The 22,729-nt window shown below is 63.9% G+C and carries 23 protein-coding genes; 8 read left to right on the forward strand and 15 right to left on the reverse strand.

Annotated elements, in window-relative coordinates; all coding sequences use genetic code 11:
* Window positions 1-190: 190 nt before the first annotated feature.
* The 12 genes from ACN6KF_RS03040 to ACN6KF_RS03095 form a co-directional block, all read right to left on the reverse strand.
* Window positions 191-706: a GNAT family N-acetyltransferase gene (locus ACN6KF_RS03040; protein ID WP_434955411.1), complete on the reverse strand. Its 516-nt coding sequence runs from the start codon at window positions 704-706 to the stop codon at window positions 191-193.
* Window positions 707-899: 193 nt separating this feature from the next.
* On the reverse strand, window positions 900-1,400 hold the full coding sequence (locus ACN6KF_RS03045; protein WP_149255299.1) for a F0F1 ATP synthase subunit B family protein: 501 nt from the start codon (window positions 1,398-1,400) through the stop codon (window positions 900-902).
* 32 nt (window positions 1,401-1,432) lie between these two features.
* On the reverse strand, window positions 1,433-1,978 hold the full coding sequence (locus ACN6KF_RS03050; RefSeq protein WP_434955412.1) for a F0F1 ATP synthase subunit B: 546 nt from the start codon (window positions 1,976-1,978) through the stop codon (window positions 1,433-1,435).
* 270 nt (window positions 1,979-2,248) lie between these two features.
* The gene (locus ACN6KF_RS03055) at window positions 2,249-2,476 is read right to left on the reverse strand and encodes a F0F1 ATP synthase subunit C (RefSeq protein WP_068291855.1); all 228 of its coding nucleotides are present in this window, start codon (window positions 2,474-2,476) and stop codon (window positions 2,249-2,251) included.
* A gap of 43 nt (window positions 2,477-2,519) precedes the next feature.
* A complete protein-coding gene (locus ACN6KF_RS03060) occupies window positions 2,520-3,254 on the reverse strand; it encodes a F0F1 ATP synthase subunit A (protein WP_434955413.1) in 735 nt (244 codons plus the stop codon).
* A 43-nt stretch (window positions 3,255-3,297) separates the two neighbouring features.
* Window positions 3,298-3,666: an AtpZ/AtpI family protein gene (locus ACN6KF_RS03065; protein WP_434955414.1), complete on the reverse strand. Its 369-nt coding sequence runs from the start codon at window positions 3,664-3,666 to the stop codon at window positions 3,298-3,300.
* Between the two features lie 704 nt (window positions 3,667-4,370).
* Window positions 4,371-4,967, reverse strand: a complete 597-nt coding sequence (locus tag ACN6KF_RS03070; protein ID WP_434955415.1) for an ATP-dependent Clp protease proteolytic subunit — start codon at window positions 4,965-4,967, stop codon at window positions 4,371-4,373.
* Between the two features lie 10 nt (window positions 4,968-4,977).
* The gene (locus ACN6KF_RS03075; protein WP_434955416.1) at window positions 4,978-5,502 is read right to left on the reverse strand and encodes an SRPBCC family protein; all 525 of its coding nucleotides are present in this window, start codon (window positions 5,500-5,502) and stop codon (window positions 4,978-4,980) included.
* Window positions 5,499-5,813, reverse strand: a complete 315-nt coding sequence (locus ACN6KF_RS03080; protein ID WP_434955417.1) for an ArsR/SmtB family transcription factor — start codon at window positions 5,811-5,813, stop codon at window positions 5,499-5,501. Before ACN6KF_RS03080 ends, ACN6KF_RS03075 begins: the two co-directional genes overlap by 4 nt.
* A gap of 191 nt (window positions 5,814-6,004) precedes the next feature.
* Window positions 6,005-9,463 carry a chromosome segregation protein SMC gene (gene smc / locus ACN6KF_RS03085; protein ID WP_434955418.1) on the reverse strand — a complete coding sequence of 1,153 codons (3,459 nt, stop codon included), beginning with the start codon at window positions 9,461-9,463 and terminating at the stop codon, window positions 6,005-6,007.
* Window positions 9,464-9,499: 36 nt separating this feature from the next.
* Window positions 9,500-10,162 carry a DsbA family protein gene (locus ACN6KF_RS03090; RefSeq protein WP_434955419.1) on the reverse strand — a complete coding sequence of 221 codons (663 nt, stop codon included), beginning with the start codon at window positions 10,160-10,162 and terminating at the stop codon, window positions 9,500-9,502.
* A gap of 94 nt (window positions 10,163-10,256) precedes the next feature.
* The gene (locus tag ACN6KF_RS03095) at window positions 10,257-10,841 is read right to left on the reverse strand and encodes a DUF721 domain-containing protein (RefSeq protein ID WP_434955420.1); all 585 of its coding nucleotides are present in this window, start codon (window positions 10,839-10,841) and stop codon (window positions 10,257-10,259) included.
* Between the two features lie 24 nt (window positions 10,842-10,865).
* Here ACN6KF_RS03095 and mutY point away from each other — a divergent pair, with 24 nt between their 5' ends.
* On the forward strand, window positions 10,866-11,960 hold the full coding sequence (gene mutY, locus ACN6KF_RS03100; protein ID WP_434955421.1) for an A/G-specific adenine glycosylase: 1,095 nt from the start codon (window positions 10,866-10,868) through the stop codon (window positions 11,958-11,960).
* A 42-nt stretch (window positions 11,961-12,002) separates the two neighbouring features.
* Here the strand turns inward: mutY and ACN6KF_RS03105 are convergent, their stop codons facing one another.
* Together ACN6KF_RS03105 and ACN6KF_RS03110 are read right to left on the reverse strand one after the other, a co-directional pair.
* Window positions 12,003-12,680: an aspartate/glutamate racemase family protein gene (locus ACN6KF_RS03105; protein ID WP_434955422.1), complete on the reverse strand. Its 678-nt coding sequence runs from the start codon at window positions 12,678-12,680 to the stop codon at window positions 12,003-12,005.
* 2 nt (window positions 12,681-12,682) lie between these two features.
* Window positions 12,683-14,137, reverse strand: coding sequence for an MFS transporter (locus ACN6KF_RS03110; RefSeq protein ID WP_434955423.1), 1,455 nt, complete (start codon window positions 14,135-14,137; stop codon window positions 12,683-12,685).
* Between the two features lie 199 nt (window positions 14,138-14,336).
* Here ACN6KF_RS03110 and ACN6KF_RS03115 point away from each other — a divergent pair, with 199 nt between their 5' ends.
* The 4 genes from ACN6KF_RS03115 to ACN6KF_RS03130 all read left to right on the forward strand — a co-directional run bounded on the left by ACN6KF_RS03115 (window position 14,337) and on the right by ACN6KF_RS03130 (window position 18,289).
* On the forward strand, window positions 14,337-15,179 hold the full coding sequence (locus ACN6KF_RS03115; RefSeq protein ID WP_434955424.1) for a MurR/RpiR family transcriptional regulator: 843 nt from the start codon (window positions 14,337-14,339) through the stop codon (window positions 15,177-15,179).
* 155 nt (window positions 15,180-15,334) lie between these two features.
* The gene (locus ACN6KF_RS03120; protein WP_434955425.1) at window positions 15,335-15,796 is read left to right on the forward strand and encodes a DUF4126 family protein; all 462 of its coding nucleotides are present in this window, start codon (window positions 15,335-15,337) and stop codon (window positions 15,794-15,796) included.
* On the forward strand, window positions 15,793-17,175 hold the full coding sequence (locus tag ACN6KF_RS03125) for an FAD-containing oxidoreductase (protein ID WP_434955426.1): 1,383 nt from the start codon (window positions 15,793-15,795) through the stop codon (window positions 17,173-17,175). The genes ACN6KF_RS03120 and ACN6KF_RS03125 overlap by 4 nt, the downstream gene beginning before the upstream one ends.
* Window positions 17,176-17,389: 214 nt before the next feature.
* Window positions 17,390-18,289, forward strand: coding sequence for an alpha/beta fold hydrolase (locus ACN6KF_RS03130; protein WP_434955427.1), 900 nt, complete (start codon window positions 17,390-17,392; stop codon window positions 18,287-18,289).
* Between the two features lie 145 nt (window positions 18,290-18,434).
* Here the strand turns inward: ACN6KF_RS03130 and ACN6KF_RS03135 are convergent, their stop codons facing one another.
* Complete coding sequence (locus ACN6KF_RS03135) at window positions 18,435-19,394, reverse strand: MurR/RpiR family transcriptional regulator (protein WP_434955428.1); 960 nt, start codon at window positions 19,392-19,394, stop codon at window positions 18,435-18,437.
* Between the two features lie 241 nt (window positions 19,395-19,635).
* Here ACN6KF_RS03135 and ACN6KF_RS03140 point away from each other — a divergent pair, with 241 nt between their 5' ends.
* The 3 genes from ACN6KF_RS03140 to ACN6KF_RS03150 all read left to right on the forward strand — a co-directional run bounded on the left by ACN6KF_RS03140 (window position 19,636) and on the right by ACN6KF_RS03150 (window position 22,585).
* On the forward strand, window positions 19,636-20,454 hold the full coding sequence (locus ACN6KF_RS03140; protein WP_434955429.1) for an ABC transporter ATP-binding protein: 819 nt from the start codon (window positions 19,636-19,638) through the stop codon (window positions 20,452-20,454).
* 10 nt (window positions 20,455-20,464) lie between these two features.
* Window positions 20,465-21,307, forward strand: a complete 843-nt coding sequence (locus ACN6KF_RS03145; RefSeq protein ID WP_434955430.1) for an ABC transporter permease — start codon at window positions 20,465-20,467, stop codon at window positions 21,305-21,307.
* A 93-nt stretch (window positions 21,308-21,400) separates the two neighbouring features.
* Window positions 21,401-22,585 (forward strand): ABC transporter substrate-binding protein, encoded by a 1,185-nt coding sequence (locus tag ACN6KF_RS03150; RefSeq protein WP_434955431.1) that lies wholly within the window; start codon window positions 21,401-21,403, stop codon window positions 22,583-22,585.
* Window positions 22,586-22,729: the final 144 nt, after the last annotated feature.

The following is a 22,729-nucleotide window of genomic DNA, read 5'->3' on the forward strand; positions in this document are numbered from 1 at the left end:
GCTTGACCCGGCTATCCAGCGCCACAGACAGGCGGGTAAGAGACTGGATTGCCGGGTCAAGTGTAAAGACCGGGGACATAGCTCGCGCAAACTCCGATGGTGTTTTAGCGAACGCTATTGAGCCGGACGAGGGGATGTATCACCCCCAAGGAACCTCGACGCGGACGCAGCCGTCCAAATCTACATGGTTTCAGGACCGGCTCGCCGTCGCCCGAAAATCCTCGGCCGTCATGACAAAGACGAGGCTCGGCGCTTGCCCCGGCACATCGTCGAGAAAGCCATCGCGGCGCATCGCCAGTCTCTCGAGCGTTCGGATCGAGGGGAGATTGGCCGGCCGGACGAGCGCGAAGACCGCCTCGCTGCCCAGGTCCTCGAAGGCGTGTTCCAGGCCTGCACGGCCGAGTTCCGTGGCTAGGCCCTTACCCCAGGCTTCGGGGGCGAATCGAAAGCCGAGATTGAGGCGTTCCTCGCTGCCATAGGTTCGGTAACCGACGCCGCCGAAGCCGATCAGGCGTTCGGGATTGTCTGCGGCCGCCACCGCCCATGTCCCGAAGCCGTGCCGACGCCAATGCTCGATCCAGCGTGTAAGTGCCCGCTCGCTGGCTGCGATATTCGGGGTCGGACCCGCCGGATTGTAAAGATTGGTCGCCGGATCGCCGTGGATCTCGAAATGCCGTTCGAGATCGGACACAGCAGGTTGACGCAAGACCAGACGTCCAAATCGCTTCATGATTTTCGGCATCCGCGGCTGGGGCTCGGCAATCCGCGGGCTCCCGCGCTGGCCCTGCAGCGGGCCTATCATCGGATCACGGCCTTTCCAAGCGACAGCGGCGCGAGCAGGACAATAAAAAACCGCCCGAGGGCTCGGGCGGTTTTCAACAGCGTCCGGTTCGGGCCGCTTAGTTGAGCTTGGCGCGCACCTCGTTGAGGGCAGCCGACATCAGATTGCCGGTGCTGGCGGGCGGCTGGTCGGCAAGGATCGTGGTGGCAGCCTTGACGGCGGCATCGGCAGCGGCGGCCTTGACCTCGGCGACGGCCGACGTTTCGGCCTGGGCGATCTTCTGATCGGCAAGCTTGGTGCGGCGCGCCACGAAGTCTTCGATCTTGGCGATCTGCTCGGCCTTGAAGCGCTCGGCCTCGGCCTTGGCGGCCTCGATCATCGCAGCAGCTTCGGCTTCCGCTTCCTTCTGCTTCTTCTGATAGTCGGCCAGCAGCTTCTGGGCTTCCTCGCGCAAGGCGCGAGCCTGCTCGAGCTCGGCGCGCACGGCATTGCCGCGGGCGTCGAGGCCCTTGCCGATCTGGCCGAAGGCCCCGAGCTTCCAGGCGATGGCCAGGAAGATCAGCGTGGCGATGAGGATGTAGAACTCGGGCCCGGCAGGGTTGAAGAGTTCATGGATCATCTCGGCGAAATATTCGATCACGCCCGCCTCCCTTAGTTAGCCAAGGCCGTGTTGACGGCAGACTGGACCGTCTGCGGCTCAGGGGCCTTGCCGAGCAATTGCTCGATGATGGCGGTGGTGGCGTCGACGGCGATGCCGTTGACGTTGCCGAGGGCAGTCTGCTTGGTCGCCTGGATCTTGGCTTCCGCCGCTGCCAGCTTGGCCGAGAGATCGGCCTCGAGCGACTTGCGGGTGGTGTCCGTTTCGGCAGTCACGGCAGCTCGGGTTTCGGCCGCGATGTTCTGGGCCTTGGCGCGAGCCTTGATGAGGGAGGTCTGGTATGAGGCCACGGCCTCATCGCTGTCCGCCTTCGCCTTCTGCGCAGCCGCAAGGTCCGCCGCGATCTTAGCTGACCGCTCGGAGAGGATGCCGGCGATGCGCGGGAGCGCGATCTTCGACATCAGGATGTAGAGAAGCCCGAAAGCGATGACCAGCCACACAAGCTGTGAGGCAAAGGACGAGCTGTCAAAGGGCGGAAATGCGCCCTTGGCCCCATGTGCATCGCCGGGAACCTCGGTTCCTGCGTGACTTTCAGCCATGAAACACCTTCAACGGATGTGAACTCACGTTTTTGCAGGCCAAGCTACAAACAGATTGAGCCACAAACAGATGGAATTGCTGCCAGTTCTAGAGCAAAGCGCGTTTGGACGGAAACGCTTGTTTGCCCTAGCGCTTTGGTTCGACACGTCTTTGCGATTCTTGGCGGGACCGCCAGATCGCAAAACGCTTTAGCCACTGAAACGACAGACGGCCCCGCGATTTCTAGAAAAAACCGCGAAAGCCGTCCCGTTCGGCGTGGCTGGCGCGGATCAGACTGCGAAGAGGAGCAGCAGAGCGACGAGCAGCGAGAAGATGCCGAGAGCTTCGGTCAGAGCGAAGCCAAGGAGCAGAGTGCCGCGCTGGCCGTCGGCAGCCGACGGGTTGCGCAGGGCGCCCGAGAGGAACTGGCCGAACAGGTTGCCGAGGCCGATACCAGCGCCGGCCATGCCGATGCAAGCGAGACCAGCGCCGATATACTTAGCTGCGACGGGATCCATGGAGAACTCCTGTTGGTGTAGGTTTTGTTGGATTTAGACGGGATCAATGGCCGGGATGAAGGGCGTCATTGAGGTAGATGCAGGTCAGCGTAGCGAAGACATAGGCTTGCAGCACGGCAACCAGCACTTCGAGCGCCACTAGGGCGATCACGAGAAGCAGGGGCAGGGGCGAAAGGATCGCCGTCAGCGCGCCGGCGCTGGCGAGCATGACGATGAAGCCTGCGAAGATCTTCAGCGCGATGTGCCCGGCCAGCATGTTGGCGAAGAGACGGACGGAGAGGCTGATCGGACGCGAGACGAAGGAGATGATCTCGATCGCCACCAGCAGCGGCAGCAGCACGGCCGGCACGCCGGAGGGTACGAACAGCTTCAGGAAGTGGGCGCCGTTCTTGTAGAAACCATAGAGGATCACCGTGGCGATCACCAGGGCCGCCAGCGCGAAGGTGACGATGATGTGGCTGGTGACGGTGAAGAAGCCGGGAATCAGGCCGAGCACGTTGCAGAACAGCACGAACATGAACAGCGAGAACACCAGCGGCATGAAGCGCATGCCCTCGTTCCCGGCCGAGGAGCGCACGGTGCCGGCCACGAATTCATAGAAGGTCTCGGCGAGGGACTGCCAGCGGCCCGGCACGGTGGCGCGGGCAGAGGTCGTGGCAATCATCACCAGCGCGATGAGGATCACCGCCAGGAACATGAAGAGAGCCGAATTGGTGAACGCGATGCTGCCGATATGGAAGAGCGGCTTGATCTCGAACTGCGTAATCGGACTATGCATCGCCTGGCAGGCCCTGTCTTCAATTGTGGCGCAAGGCGCCGGATCATTCCTGTTTGCCGGGCGTTTTGCCCAACATATTCGAGGCGCGCAACAAGTTCCGGATACCTGCCCCGAAGCCAAGCATCAAAAAGATGATGAGCCCCCACGGCGAAGTACCGACAAACCGATCCACGACCCATCCCAGCAAGCCACCGGCGATGATGCCGCCGACGAACTCGGACGAGAGGCGCATGGCCTTGCCGATCGCAGAAGGATCGCCCTCCTGCTTGCGCGCCTTGGCCGTTTCGGCTTCTTCCCCGGCCTTGATGGAGCCGAGGCGCTCGTCGAGACGGCGCAAGCGTTCGTTCAATTCACGTTCGCGGGATTCGTCTTTGCCGGATTTCCCGGCCTGGTCCGCTTCGTCGCTCGCCATTGCGGCAACATGCTCCCTGGCCGGCCAAAACTGAGCCGGACGCCCCCCTTGAAAACGGCGGGACCATACCCAGGCCCCCTTGCGGTGTCAAGGCGAGGCAGAATTATGCCAAGTGTTTGAGAATAAATAAAAAATGGGGAGAATGGCTGTTGGCTGCCGGCTTTTCTGCCAAAGCGTTTTGCGATTTGCCGGAATCGGCAAGAATCGCAAAGACGCGTTGAACCAAAGAATGAGAGCAAAGATGCGCTTACACTCAAACGCGCTTTGCTCCAGGACAAGGCATGGTTGCGGCGTCACATTTGCTCGTGCAGGCCTGCACAAGCCTGCCTTGAAGCCGTCCCGGAGCCGCCACAGATGGGTTGTGGTGGCAAAACGGGGGCGAGAATCAGGAGCTGACAAGCGCAATGCGGCTCATTCAAACGTCATTGGGGGCTTGTGCGAGCTTTGTCGTTAGCGGTTCTCATTTTGACCTATGGCCGGGTCGTCTTGGGAACGCGGACGTCCCCATCCGCATTTTGGAACCGTGGGTAGATACGTGCCGCTGTCATCCCCGGCTGAGCCGCTCTTGAGCGAAGCGAGAGAGGGCGAAGGGAAGGGGATCAAGGGGTTGAAGGGCTCGATCTCTAGCCCCTGGATCCCCTTCCCTCGCTTTGCTCGCCGGGGATGACAGTCCGGAAGCAGTTCACTTATTTCTTCGACATTTTCTAAGCCGCTTCCTGGCGCTCCGATGCGACGTGGTCGACAAGGCCCCAGGCCTGGGCTTCGTCGGCTGACATGAAATTGTCGCGATCCATGGCGGCCTCGACTTCTCTGACGGTCCGGCCGCAATGCTGGGCGTACAGACCGTTGAGACGGGCTCTCGACTTGATGATGTTGTTGGCGTGGATGAGCATGTCGCTGGCCTGGCCCTGATAGCCGCCCGAGGGCTGGTGCACCATGATCGAGGCATTGGGCAGGGCGAAGCGGCGCCCGGCCGTGCCGGCCATCAGGATGAAGGAGCCGAGCGAGAAGGCCGATCCCATGCACAGCGTCGAGACCGGGCTCTTGATGAACTGCATGGTGTCGTAGATGGCGAAGCCGCTGGTCACCGATCCGCCCGGGGAGTTGATGTAGAGCGAGATCTCCTTCTTCGAATTCTCCGCTTCCAGGAACAGGAGCTGTGCGCAGACCAGGGCGGAGACGCCGTCATCGACAGGGCCGTTGATGAAGATGATGCGCTCGCGCAGCAGGCGCGAGAAGATGTCGAAGGCGCGTTCGCCGCGGGTGGACTGCTCCACCACCATGGGGACGAGGGAATTCATGACGAGCTCCTCAGGCGGCGAGAGCCAGTTGCGATCCGATTAGATCGCAACTTTTCTCTGACTCTTTGTTTCGACGTATTTTCTTAATCGAAAAGTCTGCCAACTTTTCTGGAAAATCCTTTGGCAGCATGGTCGGCTGGTTGAGATTGGCGGCGACGGGCCGCAGGACGAAGTTGCTCTGGGTGATGCGCAGCAGCGTGGAGCCTTCGCCATGGGGGACGAGCTCGAAGGTGACGACGCTGTCGAGGACGCGGTCCTGCATCTTTTCGCTCCAGGCATAGCGCAGTATTTGCGGGGCCTCGGCGGCAAGGAGGCGGCAATCGACCAGTTCGGGCTCTTTCGACTCCCGTCGCGGTGAACGGGGAGCACCCGTCCCGTCCTCGGCCGGCGTCAGCCAGGCGGCGACGTAATCGGGAATGGTGAGGGCACGCCAGACCTTGGCGGGCGGTGCTTCCAGCAGGCTTTCGAAGTGAAGATCGTCCGGCGCTGTCTTGTCCTTCGCGCCTTTGATCGTCGCGTCGCTCAGGATCGTCATTGGTCCATCTCCTTCAGCACGGCCTTGAGCCGGTCGATGCGTCCAGGCCAGAAGCTCGCGTAGCGGTCGACCCAGTCGGCCAGCGGGGCGAGCGCCTGGGGGGCGGCACGGTAATGCACCATGCGACCCTCGCGCCGCTCGGCCACCAGGCCCGCCTCGCGCAGCACGGCCAGATGCTGCGAGATCGCCGGCTGGGAAATCTCGAAGCCGGCCTTGATCTGTGAAACGCTCATCTCGCCGCCCGCCAGCCGTTCGAACACGGCGCGGCGGGTGGGGTCGGCGAGGGCCCGGAAGAGGTTCGTCTGCATCATGCAAAACACATAAGCACTTGCTTATGGATTCGGCAAGAGCAATTCGGAGCCTGGAGGGTCGATCTCCAGATCGACCCTCTTCGCCTTTTTCAGGTACAGCTGTTCTAAGATGGTCGATCAGGAGATCGACCCACCAGTCCTGCCTCGACCGAGGCGCCCTTGGTGCTCGACAGTCCTGCTATCCCGAACGCCTACACCGCTTCCAGGAACTTCTCGGCTTCGCTCAGATTGACCGAGACGAGTTGGCTGACGCCGCGTTCGGCCATGGTGACGCCGAACAGGCGATTCTGGCGCGACATGGTGATCGGGTTGTGGGTGATGGTGACGAAACGCGTCTCGGTTTCGCGAATCATCGCGTCGAGAAGATCGCAGAAGCGCTCCACATTGGCGTCATCAAGCGGCGCATCGACTTCGTCGAGCACGCAGATCGGTGCCGGATTGGTGAGAAACACCGCAAAGATCAGCGCCATCGCCGTGAGGGCCTGCTCGCCGCCCGAGAGCAGGGACAGGGTCTGCGGCTTCTTGCCGGGCGGACGGGCCAGCATTTCCAGGCCAGCTTCGAGGGGATCGTCCGACTCGGTGAGCTGCAACTCGGCCGTGCCGCCGCCGAACAGGGTTTGGAACAGGCGCTGGAAGTGGCCGTTGACCACGTCGAAGGCGGCGAGCAGCCTCTCGCGCCCTTCGCGGTTGAGGCCGGCAATCGCCTGGCGCAGGCGTTTGATGGCCTCGACCAGATCGTCCCGTTCGCTGACGAGGCCATCGAGCTGGGTCTGCACGTCCTTCTGCTCGTCCTCGGCCCTGAGGTTGACGGCGCCAAGGCGCTCGCGCTCGCGCTTGGCGTCCTCCAGCGTGCGCTCGACCACGCGCCGATCGGGGATCGGGGCGTCCGGCGCAAGATTGGCGAGCTTCAGGAGGCCCGTCGGCGCGACGTTCAGGGCTTCCGCGATCTCGGCCACGATCTGGGCGCGACGCGCACGCAGGGCGTCGAGCTTTTCTTCCGCGCGCACCTGCTCCTCGCGCGCCTGGCTCAGGGCGACCAGCGCCTCGCGGCCCTGGCGATCGGTCTGGGCCAGACGGGTCTCGGCTTCGGCCAGGCGGTCGGCGGCAATCTTGCGCACTTCTTCCGCCGTCTCGGTTTCCGCGATCAGGCCCCGCCGTCGTGCCGCGAAGACGACCGGGGCATCGTCGAACTCGGCCCGTTCGATTTCCAGTTCGGTCAGGCGGCTGGTCAGCGTCTCGATCTGGGCCGCGCCATTCTCCTGGCGGTCTGTCCAGGACTGGCTTTCCTGCTCGATGGCGGCAAGACGCCGCGAGCGCAACTCGTCCTCGCGTGCCAGCGTCTGGGCCTGGGCGCGCGTCTCGGCTACCTCGGCGCGGCCTTCCGCGACGCCATGGCGCAATTCCTGCAGCTGGTCGTTGAGGGCGCTGCCATCGGGCAGTGCCGCCAAAGTCTGTCTTGTCCGCTCGCAGGCCTCGCGCGCCTCGGCAAGATCGCTGCCGAGGCGGTTGCCGGCTTCGTCCAGGGCGGAGAGGCGGCTGGCGAGCTGGGCTGCCTGGCGCTCGGCCGCGACGGCACGCTCGCGCAGCTGGTCGGCGTCGCGGCTGAGGCTGCGCCAGGCGTCGCGCGTGGTGCGCTCGCGCTCAGCGGCCTGGCGCGAAGCGGTCTGCGCCATCTCGGCCTCGCGGCGACGGGGAGCGACGGCATCCCGCGCCTCGAGCGCGCGCTCTTCCAGTTCGGCCAGACGGTTGCGTTCGGCCAGGCGCCGGGCGGCGGGAGAGGGGGCCTCGGCGGCGGCCACGAAGCCGTCCCAGCGCCAAAGATCGCCTTCGCGGCTCACCAGCCGCTGCCCGGGGGCGAGCAGGGCCTTGAGGCGGTGGCCGTCGGCCTTGTCCACGATGCCGATCTGGGCCAGGCGGCGCGCCAGGTTTTCGGGAGCCTGGACGAAGCTCGCCAGAGCCTCGGCTCCGGCGGGCAGAGCCGGGTCGCCGTCAGCGACCGCGGCGCCCGACCAGTGCGCCGGCGCGTCGAGATCGACAGGCGCGTCGATATCCTCGCCGAGGGCGGCGCCGAGCGCCACCTCATAGCCCTTGGCGACCTGGAGGGCATCGGCAATCGGGGGATATTTGGCGCCGGCCGGCGTCAGCACCAGCTTGGCCAGGGTTCGCGCCTCGGTTTCCAGGCGGTTGGCCGTACGCTCGGCGTCCTGGAGAGGCGTTCGCGTGGCGGCTTCGGCCTCGCGCGCCTCGGCATGAACAGCCTCGGCTTCCAGGGCGGCCTGTTCGGCCTGGCTACGGCGCTCCTGCAGCGCGGCAAGTTCAAGCTGCAACGCTTCGGCGACGGCCGTGGCATTGGATCCGGCGCGCAGGGTTTCGCTCTCGCGCCGGATCTCGGCGAGCTGGCGTTCGAGGCGGAGGACCCGTTCCGCGGCCTCGTGCTCGCTGCGTTCGGCCTGGGTGCGCGATGCCTGCAGTTCGGCCAGGGCGCTCTGGGCCTCGCCCATCGCCTTCTCCTGCTCGGCCAAGACGGCCTCGGCGTCCCGCAACAGGCCAGCGGCCTCGGCGGCACGTTCCCCACTGCCGTCCTGCTCGGCCTTCAAGACGGATGCCTCGGCCCTCAGGCGCTGCAGCATGGTGCCGGCATCCGATATCAGCGATTTTTCGCGGGTGATGTCGGCGCCGGCCTGCTTGATACGGTGGTCGAGCTCAATGCGCCGCTCGCCGGCGCGCCGCTCTTCCTGCTCCAGTTGTTCGCGCGCCAGCACCAGGCGATGCAAAGCGGTGCCGGCGGCATGCTCGGCGTCGCGCAAGGGCGGCATCTCATGGGCGGCGATGGCGGCAAGACGGGCTGTCTCGGCCTGTGCCCGCGTGCGCTCGGCTACGGTGCGGGTATCGAGATCCAGTCGCTTCTCGGCCTCGATCACCAGCCGCCCCGCTTCCTCGAAGGCAATGTGGAAGATGAGGGCCTCGGCCTGCCGGATCTCGTTGGAAAGGCCGCGATAGCGGAAGGCCTGGCGGGACTGGCGCTTCAGGCTGTCGAGCTGGGTCTCGATCTGGGTCAGCACGTCCTCGAGCCGCTCCAGATTGCTTTCGGCCGCCTTCAGCCGCAATTCCGCTTCGTGGCGGCGCGTATGCAGGCCGGAGATGCCGGCGGCTTCTTCGAGGATACGGCGGCGCGACTGCGGCTTGGCGGCAATGAGCTCGGCGATCTGGCCCTGGCGCACCATGGCGGGCGAGCGTGCACCGGTGGAAGCGTCGGCGAAGATGAGCTGTACGTCGCGGGCGCGCACCTCCCGGCCGTTGATGCGGTAATTGGAGCCGCGATCACGCTCGATCCGGCGGGAGATTTCCAGAATGTCGGCGTCGTTGAAGGCAGCCGGGGCGGTGCGGTCCTTGTTCTCGACCGTCAGCATCACCTCGGCCATGTTGCGCGGCGGCCGGTTGCCGGAGCCGCCGAAGATGACGTCGTCCATCTCGGCGGCACGCAGATTCTTGTGGCTGCTCTCGCCCATCACCCAGCGCAGGGCTTCGACAAGGTTCGACTTGCCGCACCCGTTCGGCCCGACCACGCCGGTCAGACCGGGTTCGATCAGGAAATCCGTCGGTTCGACGAACGACTTGAAGCCGAGAAGCCTGAGCTTGGTTAGTTTCATCCATCACCCCGCAGTCCGGCGGGGCCGGGACTGCTTTCAGGATTTGAGGAACGGATCGACGATCTTGGAGAACTCGTCGACCGTGATCTCGCCGCCCTTCCTGATACCGTTGATGAAGAAGGTCGGCGTGCCATCGATACCGAAAGCCGAAGAACCACGCTCCTTCACGGCATTTACGCCAGCATAGAGCGCCTGGTCTTTCAAGCAGGCCTGGAACTGTTCCTGTGTAAAACCGGACTGCTTGGCAATGCCGAACAGGGCGGGAAGCACCTGCTTGGCGTCATTGACGAACGCCCAGCTCTCCTGCTGCGAGAACAGGACGTCGAGCATGGTGTAATATTTCTCCGGCGGCGCATCCTTGGCCACGCAGCGCGCCAGCATGAAGGCAGCGGTGGCGCGCGGGTCGAGCGGGAACTCGCGCATCGTCCACAGCACCTTGCCGGTGTCGATATATTTTTCCTTGATCCCCGGGAACACGTCCTTGGCGAAGCGGGCGCAATGGGGGCAGGTCATCGAGGCATATTCATAGACCTTCACCGGTGCATCCGGCTTGCCGAGCGCGATATCGGGGATGGGGCCGGGAACGGCCAACTCGAGGAGGCTGACCTTGTCGTCGGCCGCGAGGGCGGGCAGGGCCGCAAGCGCCGGACTCGCCGCAAGGGCTGCGATCAGGGTACGGCGGGAAAGCATCGGGCTCATCGGCGACTCATGTCCTTCATCATTGCGCGTTCGCGCACTCTATCTGTGCGGTACTTGAGCCTTGCAATTATGGCAACAGGCAGACCGGCCACCTTCACGTAGCTGTGACCGGTTTGGCACGGCGAGGCGTGCCGCGAACCTGCCGCCCCAGCCGTTCCAGGGCCTCGCGCAAGCCGGGGTTCTCGATGCCGCTGAGATCGTCAGCCAATTGACGGGAGGCTTCGGGAGGCAAATCGGGAATTTTTGGCCTCTCCCGCGGCGCCGGATGGTCCACCGGCCCCTGCTTGAGGCGCAGCTTGCCGATACAGCGCCAGCCGAAAACGGCATTGATGCGTTCGATGATCTGGCTGGCCGACATCTCGACCTCGAGCGCGAAGGCGCTCTCGACCCGCAGGATCAGGGTCGCGGCGGCAGGAGCGGTATCGGACGCTTCGCCTTTGGGGCGGGGCGGCCATTGGATCTTCACGGGCAGCGAATGGGCCGAGAGCCGGGCGCCGACAATATCCGGCCAATGGCCGATGATGTCGGCCGTGGCGAAGCCACGCGCCTTGAGGGCGTCGGCCAGGGCCGGTCCGACGAGATCCGCGAAGGGGCGGGCCGACCTTCGCTTGAAGGGGGCCTGCTGTGGAGACGCTCTGGGTTGAGGCGCTTTGGGTTGAGACTTGGGCTTGTTGATCATGGTCGATCTGTGGAATGAGGAGCCATGCTTAATGGTGTCGCTCCCGAGGTCAAGTCCGCAGAAGGCTCGCATGCCCAAGCCCTGCACGCAGAAGCCCTGCTCGTCTGGTATGACAGGCATCGAAGGCGGCTGCCCTGGCGTGCGCTTCCCGGCGAGAAGGCCGATCCTTATCGCGTCTGGCTTTCCGAGATCATGCTGCAGCAGACAACGGTGAAGACCGTCGGCCCTTATTTCCAGGCTTTTCTGGCACGCTGGCCCACGGTCGACGCCATGGCTGAAAGCGACGAGGAGGATATCCTCAAGGCCTGGGCCGGGCTCGGCTATTATTCGCGCGCCCGCAATCTCCATGCCTGCGCCCGTTTCGTTAGCGGGAAGCTGGGCGGGCACTTTCCCGACACGGTCGAAGGCCTCAGGCAATTGCCGGGAATCGGGGCCTATACGGCGGCGGCCGTTGCCGCTATCGCCTTCGGCCGACGTGCGGCCGTGGTCGACGGCAATGTCGAGCGGGTGGTCACCCGGCTCGAAGCGCTGGAGACGCCGCTGCCGCAGGCCAAGCCTGGGATTGCCGAAATCGTCGACGGCATGACGCCGGCCGACAGGCCCGGCGATTTTGCGCAGGCCATGATGGATCTGGGGGCGACGATCTGCACCCCGAAACGTCCGGCTTGCGGCCTCTGCCCCTATTTGCCCTTCTGCCGGGCACGCCGGGAAGGGACGCAGGAAAGCTTCCCGCGCAAGGCCCCCAAGGCCAAGCGCCCCCTGCGCAAGGGGGCAGCCTTCTGGATCGTCAGGCCGGATGGCTGGGTGCTGGTGCGCAAGCGCCCCGACAGGGGACTGCTCGGCGGCATGACGGAAATTCCCTCCAGCGTGTGGAGCGAAGACTTCGATTCGGCCACGGCGATCAACCACGCGCCGCTTAAGGCAAAATGGCGCAGGCTGACGGGCGAAGTGAGCCATGGTTTCACCCATTTCGAGCTTGCCGTCAGCGTCTATGCCGCCGATGCCCTGCTGAGCACCAAGGCGCCGGCCGATTGCCGCTGGGTTCGCCTTGATGACCTCGACGGCGAGGCCCTGCCGACGGTGATGCGCAAGATCGTGGCACTGGCGCGGGGGAACTAGCGGCTGTAGCCCGAGAAGATCGGCACGCCGTCTTGTTGCCGGTCAGTTCCGAGGCCTGCCGCCATTCTCGATCGCGGCGATCATCAGATCCACCGCCGATCCGATGGGCGCGATGATGGGGATGTCGAACTGGGTGCGCAAATATTCCGCCGCTTCGCCCAGCGGCCCACCGCCGATGATGACCGCTTTGGCTCCGTCTTCGATGCACAGCCGCACCGCGGCTGCCAGCTCGCTGCGCAGGCGTTCTGCATCATCGGCCAGCTTGACCGGGTCACCCGGCGTGCAGCGTATGCCGGTATAGAGGTGCTGAAGCCCCAGGCTTGCCGCACGCGCGGCGATTGCTTCGGCGAGATCCGGCGTGACGGTGGCGACGCCGAATTTCCGTCCGCTCTGCGAGGCGTCGATCATGGATGCCTCGCAAATGCCCATGACCGGCACTTGTAGGCTTTCCTGCAGATGGACGACACCCGGATCGCCATAGGCACTGACGATGATGCCGATGCAGCCCGTGTCCTGCGCGCGGCCGATCTCGATGACCTGGTTTGCCGAAGCGGCAAGCTGGGTCTCGTTGACGATCATCGAGGGGCTGCGGGTTGCCGTGGCGGCTTCCAGCCGAAGCCGCCCATCGGCCTTGCGACGGGCAATGGCCAGCATCATCCCCGTGGTCGCTTCCGAACTGTTGGGATTGATCAATAGGACATGGGGGGACGATGCTTGCATTGTCAGGCCTGTTCTCTGGCGGTTTTGGTAAAATTGACGGTCGGGGTTTCGGGTTCGGCCGGCTGGGTCAGGTCTTCCATGGAACGGCCATAGGTTTCGGGCCCGAGCTGAATGCAGAAGGCGAAGACCGCATACATCGAGGCGGCGAGACCGAAAACGCCGAGCATGCCCAGATGGTCGAACAGGTAGCCAGCCACGGTCGGCACGATCGAGCCTGCGGCCGAGCCGCTTGCCAGGATCAACGCCACGCCGAAGCCGCGAATGCGGGTCGGATAGAGTTCGGGCGCATAGATCCAGATCGAGGTGTTGAGCAGCAGCACGAAGAACTGGAAGAGTGCGCCGAAGAACAGCACCAGATAGAGACTGGTCCCCAGATAGACGATGGCCAGGGCCGCCGCGCAGGCGCAGACCGAACCGATGCTCAGGACCCTCTTGCGCGGGAAATAATAGCCGAACATCGAGGCGGTGATCGCCCCCAGCACGCTGCCGCTCTGGATGATCATGCTGAAGAGCAGGCTGCCGGAGAGCGTGTGGCCCATCGACATGAAGATCATCGGCATGAGGGTGAGCACGGAAAGCTGCGCCCCGTAGCTCATCAGGATCGCGATCGCCACCGGAATGGTGCGTCCGAGATAGGGCGCCCGGAACAGCTCTCTCCAGCTGCTTTTCGCAGGCTGGTCGCTGCCGTCTTCGGGTTTCGACAGATATTCCTTGATCCGCAATTCCTTCGGCCGCAGCGAACCGGAGGCAAGAATGGAAAGCACCTTGTTGGCTTCGTCGATCTTGCCCTGAGAGGCGAGAAAACGCGGTGTTTCCGGAACGTAGCGGCGGAAGAACACGACGAGGAAGGCCGGGATCGCCAGCATCCCGAAGAGCCAGCGCCAGGCATCTTCGCCTGCGAACAGGGTGAAGATCACGAGCCCGAATGCCGGAGCGAGGAAATTCCCCAAGCCGCCGGCGCCGACATTGACCAGGCCTGCCGCCGTGCCGCGGAATTTCGGCGAGCAGAACTCGGCGAGCATGGTGACGGCCGTGGAGATTTCACCGCCGACGCCAAAGCCGACGATGGCGCGCGCCATGCAAAGCACCGTGAAACTCGGTGCAAGCGCACAGAGCGCGGACCCAAGCGTGAACAGCAGCAGATTGATGGTCAGCATGACGCGGCGGCCATAACGATCACCGAGGATGCCGGAGAGGAGGCGGCCCGCGGCCGCACTTGCAAAGGTGATGGTGTTCAGGAAACCGATGTCGGCGCCGGTGAGGCCCCATTGCGTCTTCAGCATCGGCGCGACCAGCCCGATGGTGTTCTGCTCGAAGGCGTCGAACAGACATCCGATCAGAATGAGCGCGAGAATTTGCTTGTGCGCCGTGGTGACGCCGATCGTCCCCAGTGCCTGTTCCATCTGCTTTTGAACCGGCGACGATGAGCCGGATGGGATCATCTGTTCCCCTGCCATGGCGATTAAATCCTCTGGATGATGTTTTTGAAATTATTTTTTCACAATTAAACTCAAAGAAAATATTTTTGCAATTGGTATTTTTGGTCTCTTGCTCAAGGCACAATTTGTGAGGATTTGAGGTGATATGATTGTGCAAACGGTCAAAATCTCCTAGTGCTCGGAATGTCCTGAAAAATGGATTTCAGCAGCCTCGGCCATGCAGTCTTCCGAAAGATCATTCCTGACCCGCGTGCGGGACGTCCTCGACGAGCTTCCGCCGGCCGAACGCCGGCTCGGGGAATTCGTGTGTGATTTTCCCGGCGAACTGGCGAGCTATTCGGCATCGGAGCTGGCGGCCTTGGCTCATGTCTCCAATGCCACCGTGACGCGGTTCGTGCGTCGCCTGGGCTACGAGAGCTATGAGGAATCGCGCCGCCACGTGCGCCAGGAGAGGCAGACCGGGTCACGGCTGTTTCTTTCCAATGCGGCTGACGCTGCCGCCGGCCAGACGCTTTCCAGCCATGTCGGCCAGGCCATCGCCAATCTGGAACAGACCTTTCTGTCGATCCGCGAAGCCCAGATCGATGCGGTGGTGGAGGCCATGCTGGGCGCACGCAGGACCTGGGTCGTGGGCTTTCGCTCCAGCCAGCCCTTTGCCGCCTATCTGCAATGGCAGATGCTGCAGGTCATCGACAATATCGTCGCCATTCCCGGCCCGGGCCAGACGCTCGGCGAATATCTGGCGAGCATCGCCACGGAGGACATGGTGGTGGTTTTCGCCTTACGCCGCCGCATTGCCAGGCTGGACGACATCCTGGCGGCCATTGAAAAGCGGGGCGCCAAGCTGCTCTATATCACCGACGAGGGCGCGCCTCTGCGTTCCTCTGCGCAGTGGCATTTCTACTGCCAGACCTTGGCGCCCGGCCCTTTGTTCAACCACACGTCGGTGATGGCGCTGTGCCATCTGCTCACCACCCGCGCCATCGAGAAGGCCGGCGCTGCCGGGCGCAGGCGCCTGCGCGACATAGAAACCTACGGTGACGCGCTCGAGGAGCTGTAGCGGCTGTGACAAAGGTAGCGCCAGCTCGAAGATGCTTGAGTAAACGGCGTCGGCTGCCAGTGCAGTGTGGTGCCGCGACGTCGGCGCTCCAAAACCCTATTGCCTTTATACCATCCTACCACCAGCATGAGGGCTCATCGGCATAAGGGGGCTGCATGTCGTTGTTTGGCGCTTTTCTGATCGGCGTGGTCGCGGGACTGCGCACCTTCACCGCTCCTGCAGCCGTGAGTTGGGCCGCCTATCTGGGGTGGCTGCCGTTGGATGGCACGTCGCTGGCCTTTCTTGGCCATCCCGTCACGCCCTATGTCTTCACCGTGCTGGCCCTGTTGGAATTCGTCGGCGACCAGCTGCCCTCGACGCCCAGCCGCAAGGTGCCGATGCAGTTCGGCGCCCGCCTCATCAGCGGTGCCTTCAGCGGAGCGGCGATCGGCCTCGCCTCCGGATCCTGGCTGACCGGCCTCGTCGCCGGCCTAGCCGGTGCTGTCGTCGGCACGCTGGGCGGCCATGAGTTCCGCCGCCGCCTGGCGCTCGCCTTCGGGCGGGACCTGCCGGCCGCCTTGATCGAGGACGTGGTTGCGGTCCTCGGGGCGCTCCTGGTCGTCAGGGCATTGCTATGAGCACACAGTTCGACGCCATCATCATCGGCGCGGGCCAGGCCGGGCCGTCCCTGGCTGGCCGGTTCAGTGCGGCGGGGCAGCGGGTTGCCATCATCGAGCGCAAGCATGTCGGCGGAACCTGCGTCAACACCGGCTGCATGCCGACCAAGACCCTGGTGGCTAGCGCCTATGCCGCCCATCTCGCGCGCCGTGCCGACGATTATGGCGTGGTGCTGAATGGTCATGTCGACGTCGACATGAAGAAGGTCTGGACCCGCAAGCAGGCGGTTACCATGAATGCGCGCATCGGGCTGGAGGACTGGCTCGGCGGCATGCCGGGCTGCAGGCTGATCCGGGGCCATGCCCGCTTCACCGGCTCCCATGAGATCGAGGTCGATGGCGAGCGGCTGAGCGCGCCGAAGATCTTCCTCAATGTCGGCGGGCGCGCTTTGGTGCCCGACATGCCGGGGCTTGATGGCATCGACTATCTCACCAACACCTCGATCGTGGAGCTCGCTACGCTGCCGGAGCATCTCATCGTGATCGGCGGCAGCTATATCGCGCTGGAATTTGCGCAGATGTATCGCCGTTTCGGCTCGCAGGTCACGGTGATCGAGCGCGGGCCAAGGCTGACCTCGCGGGAAGACCCCGATATTTCCGACGCCATCCGCGACATCCTGACCAAGGAAGGCATCGATATTCGCCTGGAGGCGACGAACTTGTCCTTTGCCCGTGAGGGTGGCGGCTTTGCCGTCACCGTGGCGGGGGAGGGGCAAAGCCCCGCCCGGATATCAGGCTCGCATGTGCTGGTTGCCGTCGGCCGGGTGCCCAACACCGACGATCTCGGCTTGGACAAGGCGGGCGTACACACCGATGCGCACGGTTATATCACCGTCGACGATGAGCTTCGCACCAATGTCGAGGGGATCTGGGCTCTCGGCGATTGCAACGGCAAAGGCGCCTTCACCCATACCTCCTACAACGACTACGAGATCGCCGCCGCCAATCTGTTCGATGCCGATCCGCGCCGGGTGAGCGATCGGATCACCGCCTATGCCCTCTATATCGATCCGCCGCTCGGACGCATCGGCATGACGGAGGAGGAGGTGCGCCGCTCCGGGCGCAAGGCCCTGATCGGCAAGCGGCCGATGACACGGGTCGGCCGGGCGGTCGAGAAGGGCGAGACGCAGGGCTTCATGAAGGTGATCGTCGATGCCGAAAGCCATGCCATTCTCGGCGCGGCCATCCTCGGTGTCGGCGGCGACGAGGTCGTCCATGGCCTGCTCGACGCAATGTATGCCAAGGCGCCCTATGCCACTATCCAGCGCGCCGTGCACATCCATCCGACCGTCTCGGAACTGGTGCCGACCATGATCGGCGAGATGCAGCCGCTGATGTAGTGGCAGGAAGCTGCTGGAGACGTCAGGGTATCTTCGCGCAGACACTCGCGTCAATATTATACGGGTAATATTGACGCATATGTTTTATCCGGGTAATAACTGGATGTGGGAGTTCGTCGTGCCGATCGCGCGCTCGACCCCTCCCTCTTCGAACCTAGCGCGGCCTTCGATGGTCATTGGTTGCAGCTAGGAAGCTCCGGACGGAATACGGCCTATGAACAGTGTGAAAGCCAACGCCATCGACCTGGCCTATGACAGCTTCGGCGACGATGCCGGCGAAGCGATGCTTTTGATCGCCGGCCTCGGGACGCAGATGATCCACTGGACGGTTCCGTTTTGCGAGGAGCTGGCGACACGGGGCTATCGTGTGATCCGTTTCGACAACCGGGACGCCGGCTACTCGACGCATTTCAGTCAATGCGTCCCGCCGGATTTTGGCGCGCTGGCGGCTATGCTCGCGGCGGGGCGGCGGCCGGACGTTCCCTATACTCTTTACGACATGGCGGCGGACGCAACGGGCCTGCTCGATGCCCTCTCCATCGACCGGGCGCATGTCGTCGGCCGGTCGATGGGCGGGATGATTGCGCAGATCATGGCGAGCGAGCATCCCGAGCGAGTGCTGTCGCTCACCTCGATCATGTCGAGCACCGGCAATCCGAGCCTTCCGCAGGCAGCCCCGGACGTCATGGCGATGATGATGCGCCCGACACCCGATCCTGTCACGAATCATGCGGGATTTCTGTCGCACAGCCTCGCCTTCAGACGCCGCATCGCCGGCACGGGCTATCCGTTTGATGAAAAAGCCCATCGCGCTCTCGTTCTGGAAGAGGTCCAACGCGTCTATGATCCCGGCGGTACCGGGCGACAGATCGCCGCGATGGCCGTGACCGGCGATCGTCGTTCGCGCTTGGCAACCATCACCGTGCCTAGCCTCGTAGTGCATGGGGTTGATGATCCGCTCATCCTCCCCGCTTGTGGCAGGGACACTGCCACGTCGATCCCGAACGCGGACTTCATGCTGGTCGACGGCATGGGGCATGATCTGCCGCCCGCATTGTATCAGATGGTTGTCGATGCGATTGGCAGGACGGCTCGCCGGGCATCCAACGGCTAAAACACCTCTGATGGGTCGCGCCGCGGCAAGGGGCGCGAGACCCTATGAACCGCCGTCGGCTTCCGAAGCTTTTCCTCATCGCTTCCACTCACAAGCGAGCGCAGTGAGGATATGCGGGGGTGACAGAGTGCTATCCGCACAGCCGCTAATCCCCCAAGGGCTCCATCTCCTTGCCGGCGCGGCGGATCTGCACATTGTATTTGATGCGGCGCAGTGTCTCGCGGGCCGAACCGCCGAGCTTATAGCCGGTGGCGGTGGCCATCAGGTCGATCAGGGTCAAGAAGGCAAAGCGCAGGGCCGTGGGCTTGAGGGTGTCGGGGAATTCGGGCACGGCCACGGTCAGCCTTACGTCGCAGGCGCGGGCGAGATCGGTGTCGGGTGCGGTGACGCAGATGGCAGCGGCCCGGTACTGGCGGGCGATCTCGACTGCTTCGACGACCTCGCGCGTGCGTCCGGTTGCAGAGATCGCGATCACCACGTCCCTCGGCTTCAGGGTCGAGGCCGTCATGCGCATGACATAGGGGTCGCAATGGGCTGATACCGCGACGCCATAGCGGAACAGACGATATTGGGTCTCCTGGGCCAAGGCGGAGGCGCTGCCGCCGAGGCCGAAGACGGCGATCTGGCGAGCGCCGGCGATGAGATCTGCCGCCTTCTGCAGTTCGGCAGGATCGAGCTGGCGCTCGGTCTCCTGGATGGCGCGATGGGCCTCGCCGAACACGGCACTCCAGTAGGGCAGCTCAGGGGCCTGGTGGCCGGCATCGGTGCCCGGCTTGCCGAGATAAAGCGCGCCGACCACCAGGCTCTGGGCTAGGCGCAGCTTGAAATCCCTGACGCCTTCGCAACCGATGGCGCGGCAGAATCGGGTAACGGTGGGCTCGCTGACCCCGGCGCGCCTGGCCAATTCACCATTGGAGGCGGCAATGGCGGCCTCGACATCGTCAAGCACCACGTCGGCCACGCGCCGCTCCGCCGGACGCAGGTCGCGATAGCCGTCCTTCACCAGGGAAATGATATCGGGGATATGGGTCACGCGCTCGGCAATGCCGCCGCCCGGCTCGCTTGCCTTGCTGCGCGGGGAGGTCCGCATCCTGCCCTGGCTCATGAGGCGTTTCTCCCTAAGCTTCAAAGCCCGCCGGCGACGGCAGGCAAGCGGCCCATGTAGGAAAGTAACACAACCTTCATGTTGCAATAACACAAGATAATTCCGATAGATAGAAGGCATATCGGCTCACTGGTCTTGCAATGGTCCTACCATATGCTTGACACTAAAGTAGGATAGTTACACAGTGCCGCCTGCGATGAGATGGCCCTTGAGGGCCACGGCGCATTCTCCGAGGGATGGAATGAAAACGGGGCTGGCATCACACCCGAAGCTTGCCGTGCGGGAGGCAAGCAAGGTCTATCACACGGCTTCGGGCGATCTCGTTGCGCTGGACCGCTGCAACATCGACATTCAGGCCAATCAGATCATCTCCATCGTCGGGCCCTCGGGCTGCGGCAAGACCACTTTGCTATGGTCGATGTCGGGGCTTCACCGCCTGTCGAGCGGCGAAATCAGGCTGGACGGCAAGGCCATCACCGGCCCGCATCCCGATATCGGCCTCGTCTTCCAGGAAGCGAACCTGCTGCCCTGGCGCAATCTCGATGCCAACATCGCCTTTCCCTTCGAGATCAAGGGCACTCGGCCCGACCGGACCTGGATCGAGCATCTCCTGCAGCGTGTCGGCCTTGCCGGCTTCGGCGGCAAGTTCCCGCGCGAGCTCTCCGGCGGCATGCAGCAGCGGGCGTCCATCGTGCGCGCTTTATCGCTCAAGCCCTCGGTTTTGCTGATGGACGAGCCCTTCGGTGCTCTCGACAGCTTCACCCGCGAGGAGATGAACGGGTTGGTGGAAGAGATCTGGCTCGATAGGCCGACCACCATCGTCTTCATCACCCACAGCATCGAGGAGGCCATCTTCCTGTCGGACCGGGTGATCGTGATGAGCGCCAGGCCCGGCCGGGTGGCGAGGGAATATCAGGTACCGTTTGCGCGCCCGCGCTCCCTGGAAATCATGGCCACCAAGGAAGTCTTCGACCTTCAGAACGCCATCAAGCTGGACATCGTGGGCGGCCGCGCCAGCCAGACGCAGGTGCCGCTGCGCAGCGCCATGGCCGCAAGCTGAGGACATTGCCGTGAGTGACGCCGTTCCCCAATTTTCCAAAGCCAGCTCCGGCGACGGCCGGGATGTCAGCCTCACCAATCTGTCGGCCTTTTCCTCCGGGCCCGGCATCAAGTCCGGCTTCGAGATCGCCGCGATCGTCGCGGTCGCCGTGATCCTGATCGGCGGCGCCGAGCTCGCGCTCAGGCTGTTCAAGGTGCCGCTCTACATCATGCCGCCGCCGAGCGCGATCGTCACGGCGCTGTTCACCGAATTCCCGCTGATCCTGCCGCATCTCGGCTACACGCTGGTGGAACTGGGCGGTGGCTTTGCCATCGGTGCCTGCATCGGCCTGATCCTGGCTGCGGTGATCACCCAGTTCCCCTTCGCCGAGAAGATCATCGCGCCCTATATTCTCCTGCTGGTCACCACGCCGATGCTGGCTTTGGTACCGTTGCTCATCCTGCGCTTCGGCTTCGGCTATACGCCGAGGATCATCGCGGTGGCGCTGGCCGCCGGCCCGATGGTGATGATCAACGCCGCAACCGGCTTCCGGCGGGTGGACAATGCCAAGATCGCGCTCGCTCGGTCCTATGGCGCCTCGACGCTGCAGATCTTCTGGAAGATCCGGGCACCGATGGCTTTGCCGATGATCCTGGTCGGCCTGATGATCGGTGCCATTTTCGGCCTGTTGACGGCTGTGGGAGCCGAAATGGTCGGCGGCGGCTTCGGGCTCGGCAACCGGCTGACGACATATTCCTCCATGATCCAGATGCCGCAATTCTTCGCGGTGGTGCTGGTGCTCTCCATCCTCGGCATCCTGATCTATGTGCTGTTCTTCCTGATCGGCAAGAAGTGGGCAAGCTGGGAAGCCTGAGCGGGAAAGCCAACGATAGCAAAGCGATAGAACGAAAAGACCACTCACCATTCGAACTGCCGGAAACAGGCAGGGCCCAACCGGAGGAAAGCCGTGACGAAGAACGAGAGCGCATCGACGAGGCCAAAGAGTGTAGAGCCTGGCATCAGCCGGCGCTATTTCCTGCAGGTGGGGGCCGGCGGCCTGGTGACGGCGACGGCCCTCGGCGCCTCCGGCCTGCTGACACCGGCGCGGGCCGCGGCCTATGAGAAGTTCACCTGGATCTCGCCGCGCGGCACGCTGGAAGTGCTCGACGACTATCCCTATTGGGCGGCGAAGAAGGCGGGTTACTTTGGCGATCTCGCCACCGACATGCAGCCCGGCCCTTCCGACGGCACGGCGACGGTGAAATTCGTCGATGTCGGCCAGGCCGATATGGGTTTCCCGTCCCCGGGCGTGTTCTCCTTCGCCATCCAAAACGGCATGAAGCTCAAATCCGTGTTCCATATGGGCGCGCGCGACACCTTCAGCTTCGCTTTCCGCAAGGGCGAGGGCACCAAGGATCTCAAGACGCTGGAAGGCAAGACCATCCTGCTCGGTTCGGCCGCCTGGCAGGCGATCACCGATCCGCTGCTCGCTGCCCAGGGCGTCGACGTCAAGAAGGTGAAATATGTCGAGGCCGGCTGGCCGACCTGGGGCACGGCGCTGGCCGGCGGGCAGGGCGACGCCGCCCTGTCCTGGGAAGGGCTCAGGGCGGAATGGATCGCCAAGGGCCTCAGCTTCGACTACTGGCTCGGGGTCCAGCATTCGAAATTCCCGGCCAATACCTTCGTGGTGCGCAGCGCCGATCTCGAGGATCCCGATCGCAAGGCCTTCCTGGAGAAGTATCTGCGCGGCTGGGCCATGGGCCTGGAGTTCGGCTACCAGAATCCGCGGGCGGCCGTTGAGGCGGTGTTCGAGCAGTTCCCGACGCTCGCCAGCAATCTCGGCCCGGAGCTCGGCACCACCTCGATCCTGCAGCAGGTCAACGTCTTCCGTGGTGACATGGACAAGCGCGGCGGCTGGGGCTGGCACGACATGACAAGCTGGCAGGCCTTCTTCGACCAGATCCACAAGATCGGCCAGATCTCCGCACCGGTTAAGGCGGAGGACGTGGTCACCAACGACCTCATCAAGCCGGCCAATGATTTCGACAAGGCCAAGGTCAAGGCCGACGCGGACAGTGCCAAGCTTTCGGACGGCTTTGCCAAGGTCGACGTCGAGAAGATCAAGGCGAATCTGTTTAACGGAGCCCTGTAGGGGGAATGCGGGTCCACTTAAGGAGGTAATGCTGCGATTTGTCATAGCCGGGCTTGACCCGGCTATCCAGGAGCCACACGCGCAAACGGTCTGGGGCTGGATTGCCGGGTCAAGCCCGGCAATGACAAAGGTCGCGCAAGCTCC

It is taken from the genome of Labrys methylaminiphilus subsp. lupini (assembly GCF_051161885.1).
Taxonomy (GTDB): domain Bacteria; phylum Pseudomonadota; class Alphaproteobacteria; order Rhizobiales; family Labraceae; genus Labrys.

Bases quoted from the DNA above. Each gene is read 5' to 3' on its own strand.
- ACN6KF_RS03045 (WP_149255299.1), bottom strand. From the start codon at position 1,400: ATGATCCATGAACTCTTCAACCCTGCCGGGCCCGAGTTCTACATCCTC.
- ACN6KF_RS03050 (WP_434955412.1), bottom strand. From the start codon at position 1,978: ATGGCTGAAAGTCACGCAGGAACCGAGGTTCCCGGCGATGCACATGGG.
- ACN6KF_RS03055 (WP_068291855.1), bottom strand. From the start codon at position 2,476: ATGGATCCCGTCGCAGCTAAGTATATCGGCGCTGGTCTCGCTTGCATC.
- ACN6KF_RS03060 (WP_434955413.1), bottom strand. From the start codon at position 3,254: ATGCATAGTCCGATTACGCAGTTCGAGATCAAGCCGCTCTTCCATATC.
- ACN6KF_RS03065 (WP_434955414.1), bottom strand. From the start codon at position 3,666: ATGGCGAGCGACGAAGCGGACCAGGCCGGGAAATCCGGCAAAGACGAA.
- ACN6KF_RS03070 (WP_434955415.1), bottom strand. From the start codon at position 4,967: ATGAATTCCCTCGTCCCCATGGTGGTGGAGCAGTCCACCCGCGGCGAA.
- ACN6KF_RS03075 (WP_434955416.1), bottom strand. From the start codon at position 5,502: ATGACGATCCTGAGCGACGCGACGATCAAAGGCGCGAAGGACAAGACA.
- ACN6KF_RS03080 (WP_434955417.1), bottom strand. From the start codon at position 5,813: ATGATGCAGACGAACCTCTTCCGGGCCCTCGCCGACCCCACCCGCCGC.
- smc (WP_434955418.1), bottom strand. From the start codon at position 9,463: ATGAAACTAACCAAGCTCAGGCTTCTCGGCTTCAAGTCGTTCGTCGAA.
- ACN6KF_RS03090 (WP_434955419.1), bottom strand. From the start codon at position 10,162: ATGAGCCCGATGCTTTCCCGCCGTACCCTGATCGCAGCCCTTGCGGCG.
- ACN6KF_RS03095 (WP_434955420.1), bottom strand. From the start codon at position 10,841: ATGATCAACAAGCCCAAGTCTCAACCCAAAGCGCCTCAACCCAGAGCG.
- mutY (WP_434955421.1), top strand. From the start codon at position 10,866: ATGCTTAATGGTGTCGCTCCCGAGGTCAAGTCCGCAGAAGGCTCGCAT.
- ACN6KF_RS03105 (WP_434955422.1), bottom strand. From the start codon at position 12,680: ATGCAAGCATCGTCCCCCCATGTCCTATTGATCAATCCCAACAGTTCG.
- ACN6KF_RS03110 (WP_434955423.1), bottom strand. From the start codon at position 14,137: ATGGCAGGGGAACAGATGATCCCATCCGGCTCATCGTCGCCGGTTCAA.
- ACN6KF_RS03115 (WP_434955424.1), top strand. From the start codon at position 14,337: ATGCAGTCTTCCGAAAGATCATTCCTGACCCGCGTGCGGGACGTCCTC.
- ACN6KF_RS03120 (WP_434955425.1), top strand. From the start codon at position 15,335: ATGTCGTTGTTTGGCGCTTTTCTGATCGGCGTGGTCGCGGGACTGCGC.
- ACN6KF_RS03125 (WP_434955426.1), top strand. From the start codon at position 15,793: ATGAGCACACAGTTCGACGCCATCATCATCGGCGCGGGCCAGGCCGGG.
- ACN6KF_RS03130 (WP_434955427.1), top strand. From the start codon at position 17,390: ATGAACAGTGTGAAAGCCAACGCCATCGACCTGGCCTATGACAGCTTC.
- ACN6KF_RS03135 (WP_434955428.1), bottom strand. From the start codon at position 19,394: ATGAGCCAGGGCAGGATGCGGACCTCCCCGCGCAGCAAGGCAAGCGAG.
- ACN6KF_RS03140 (WP_434955429.1), top strand. From the start codon at position 19,636: ATGAAAACGGGGCTGGCATCACACCCGAAGCTTGCCGTGCGGGAGGCA.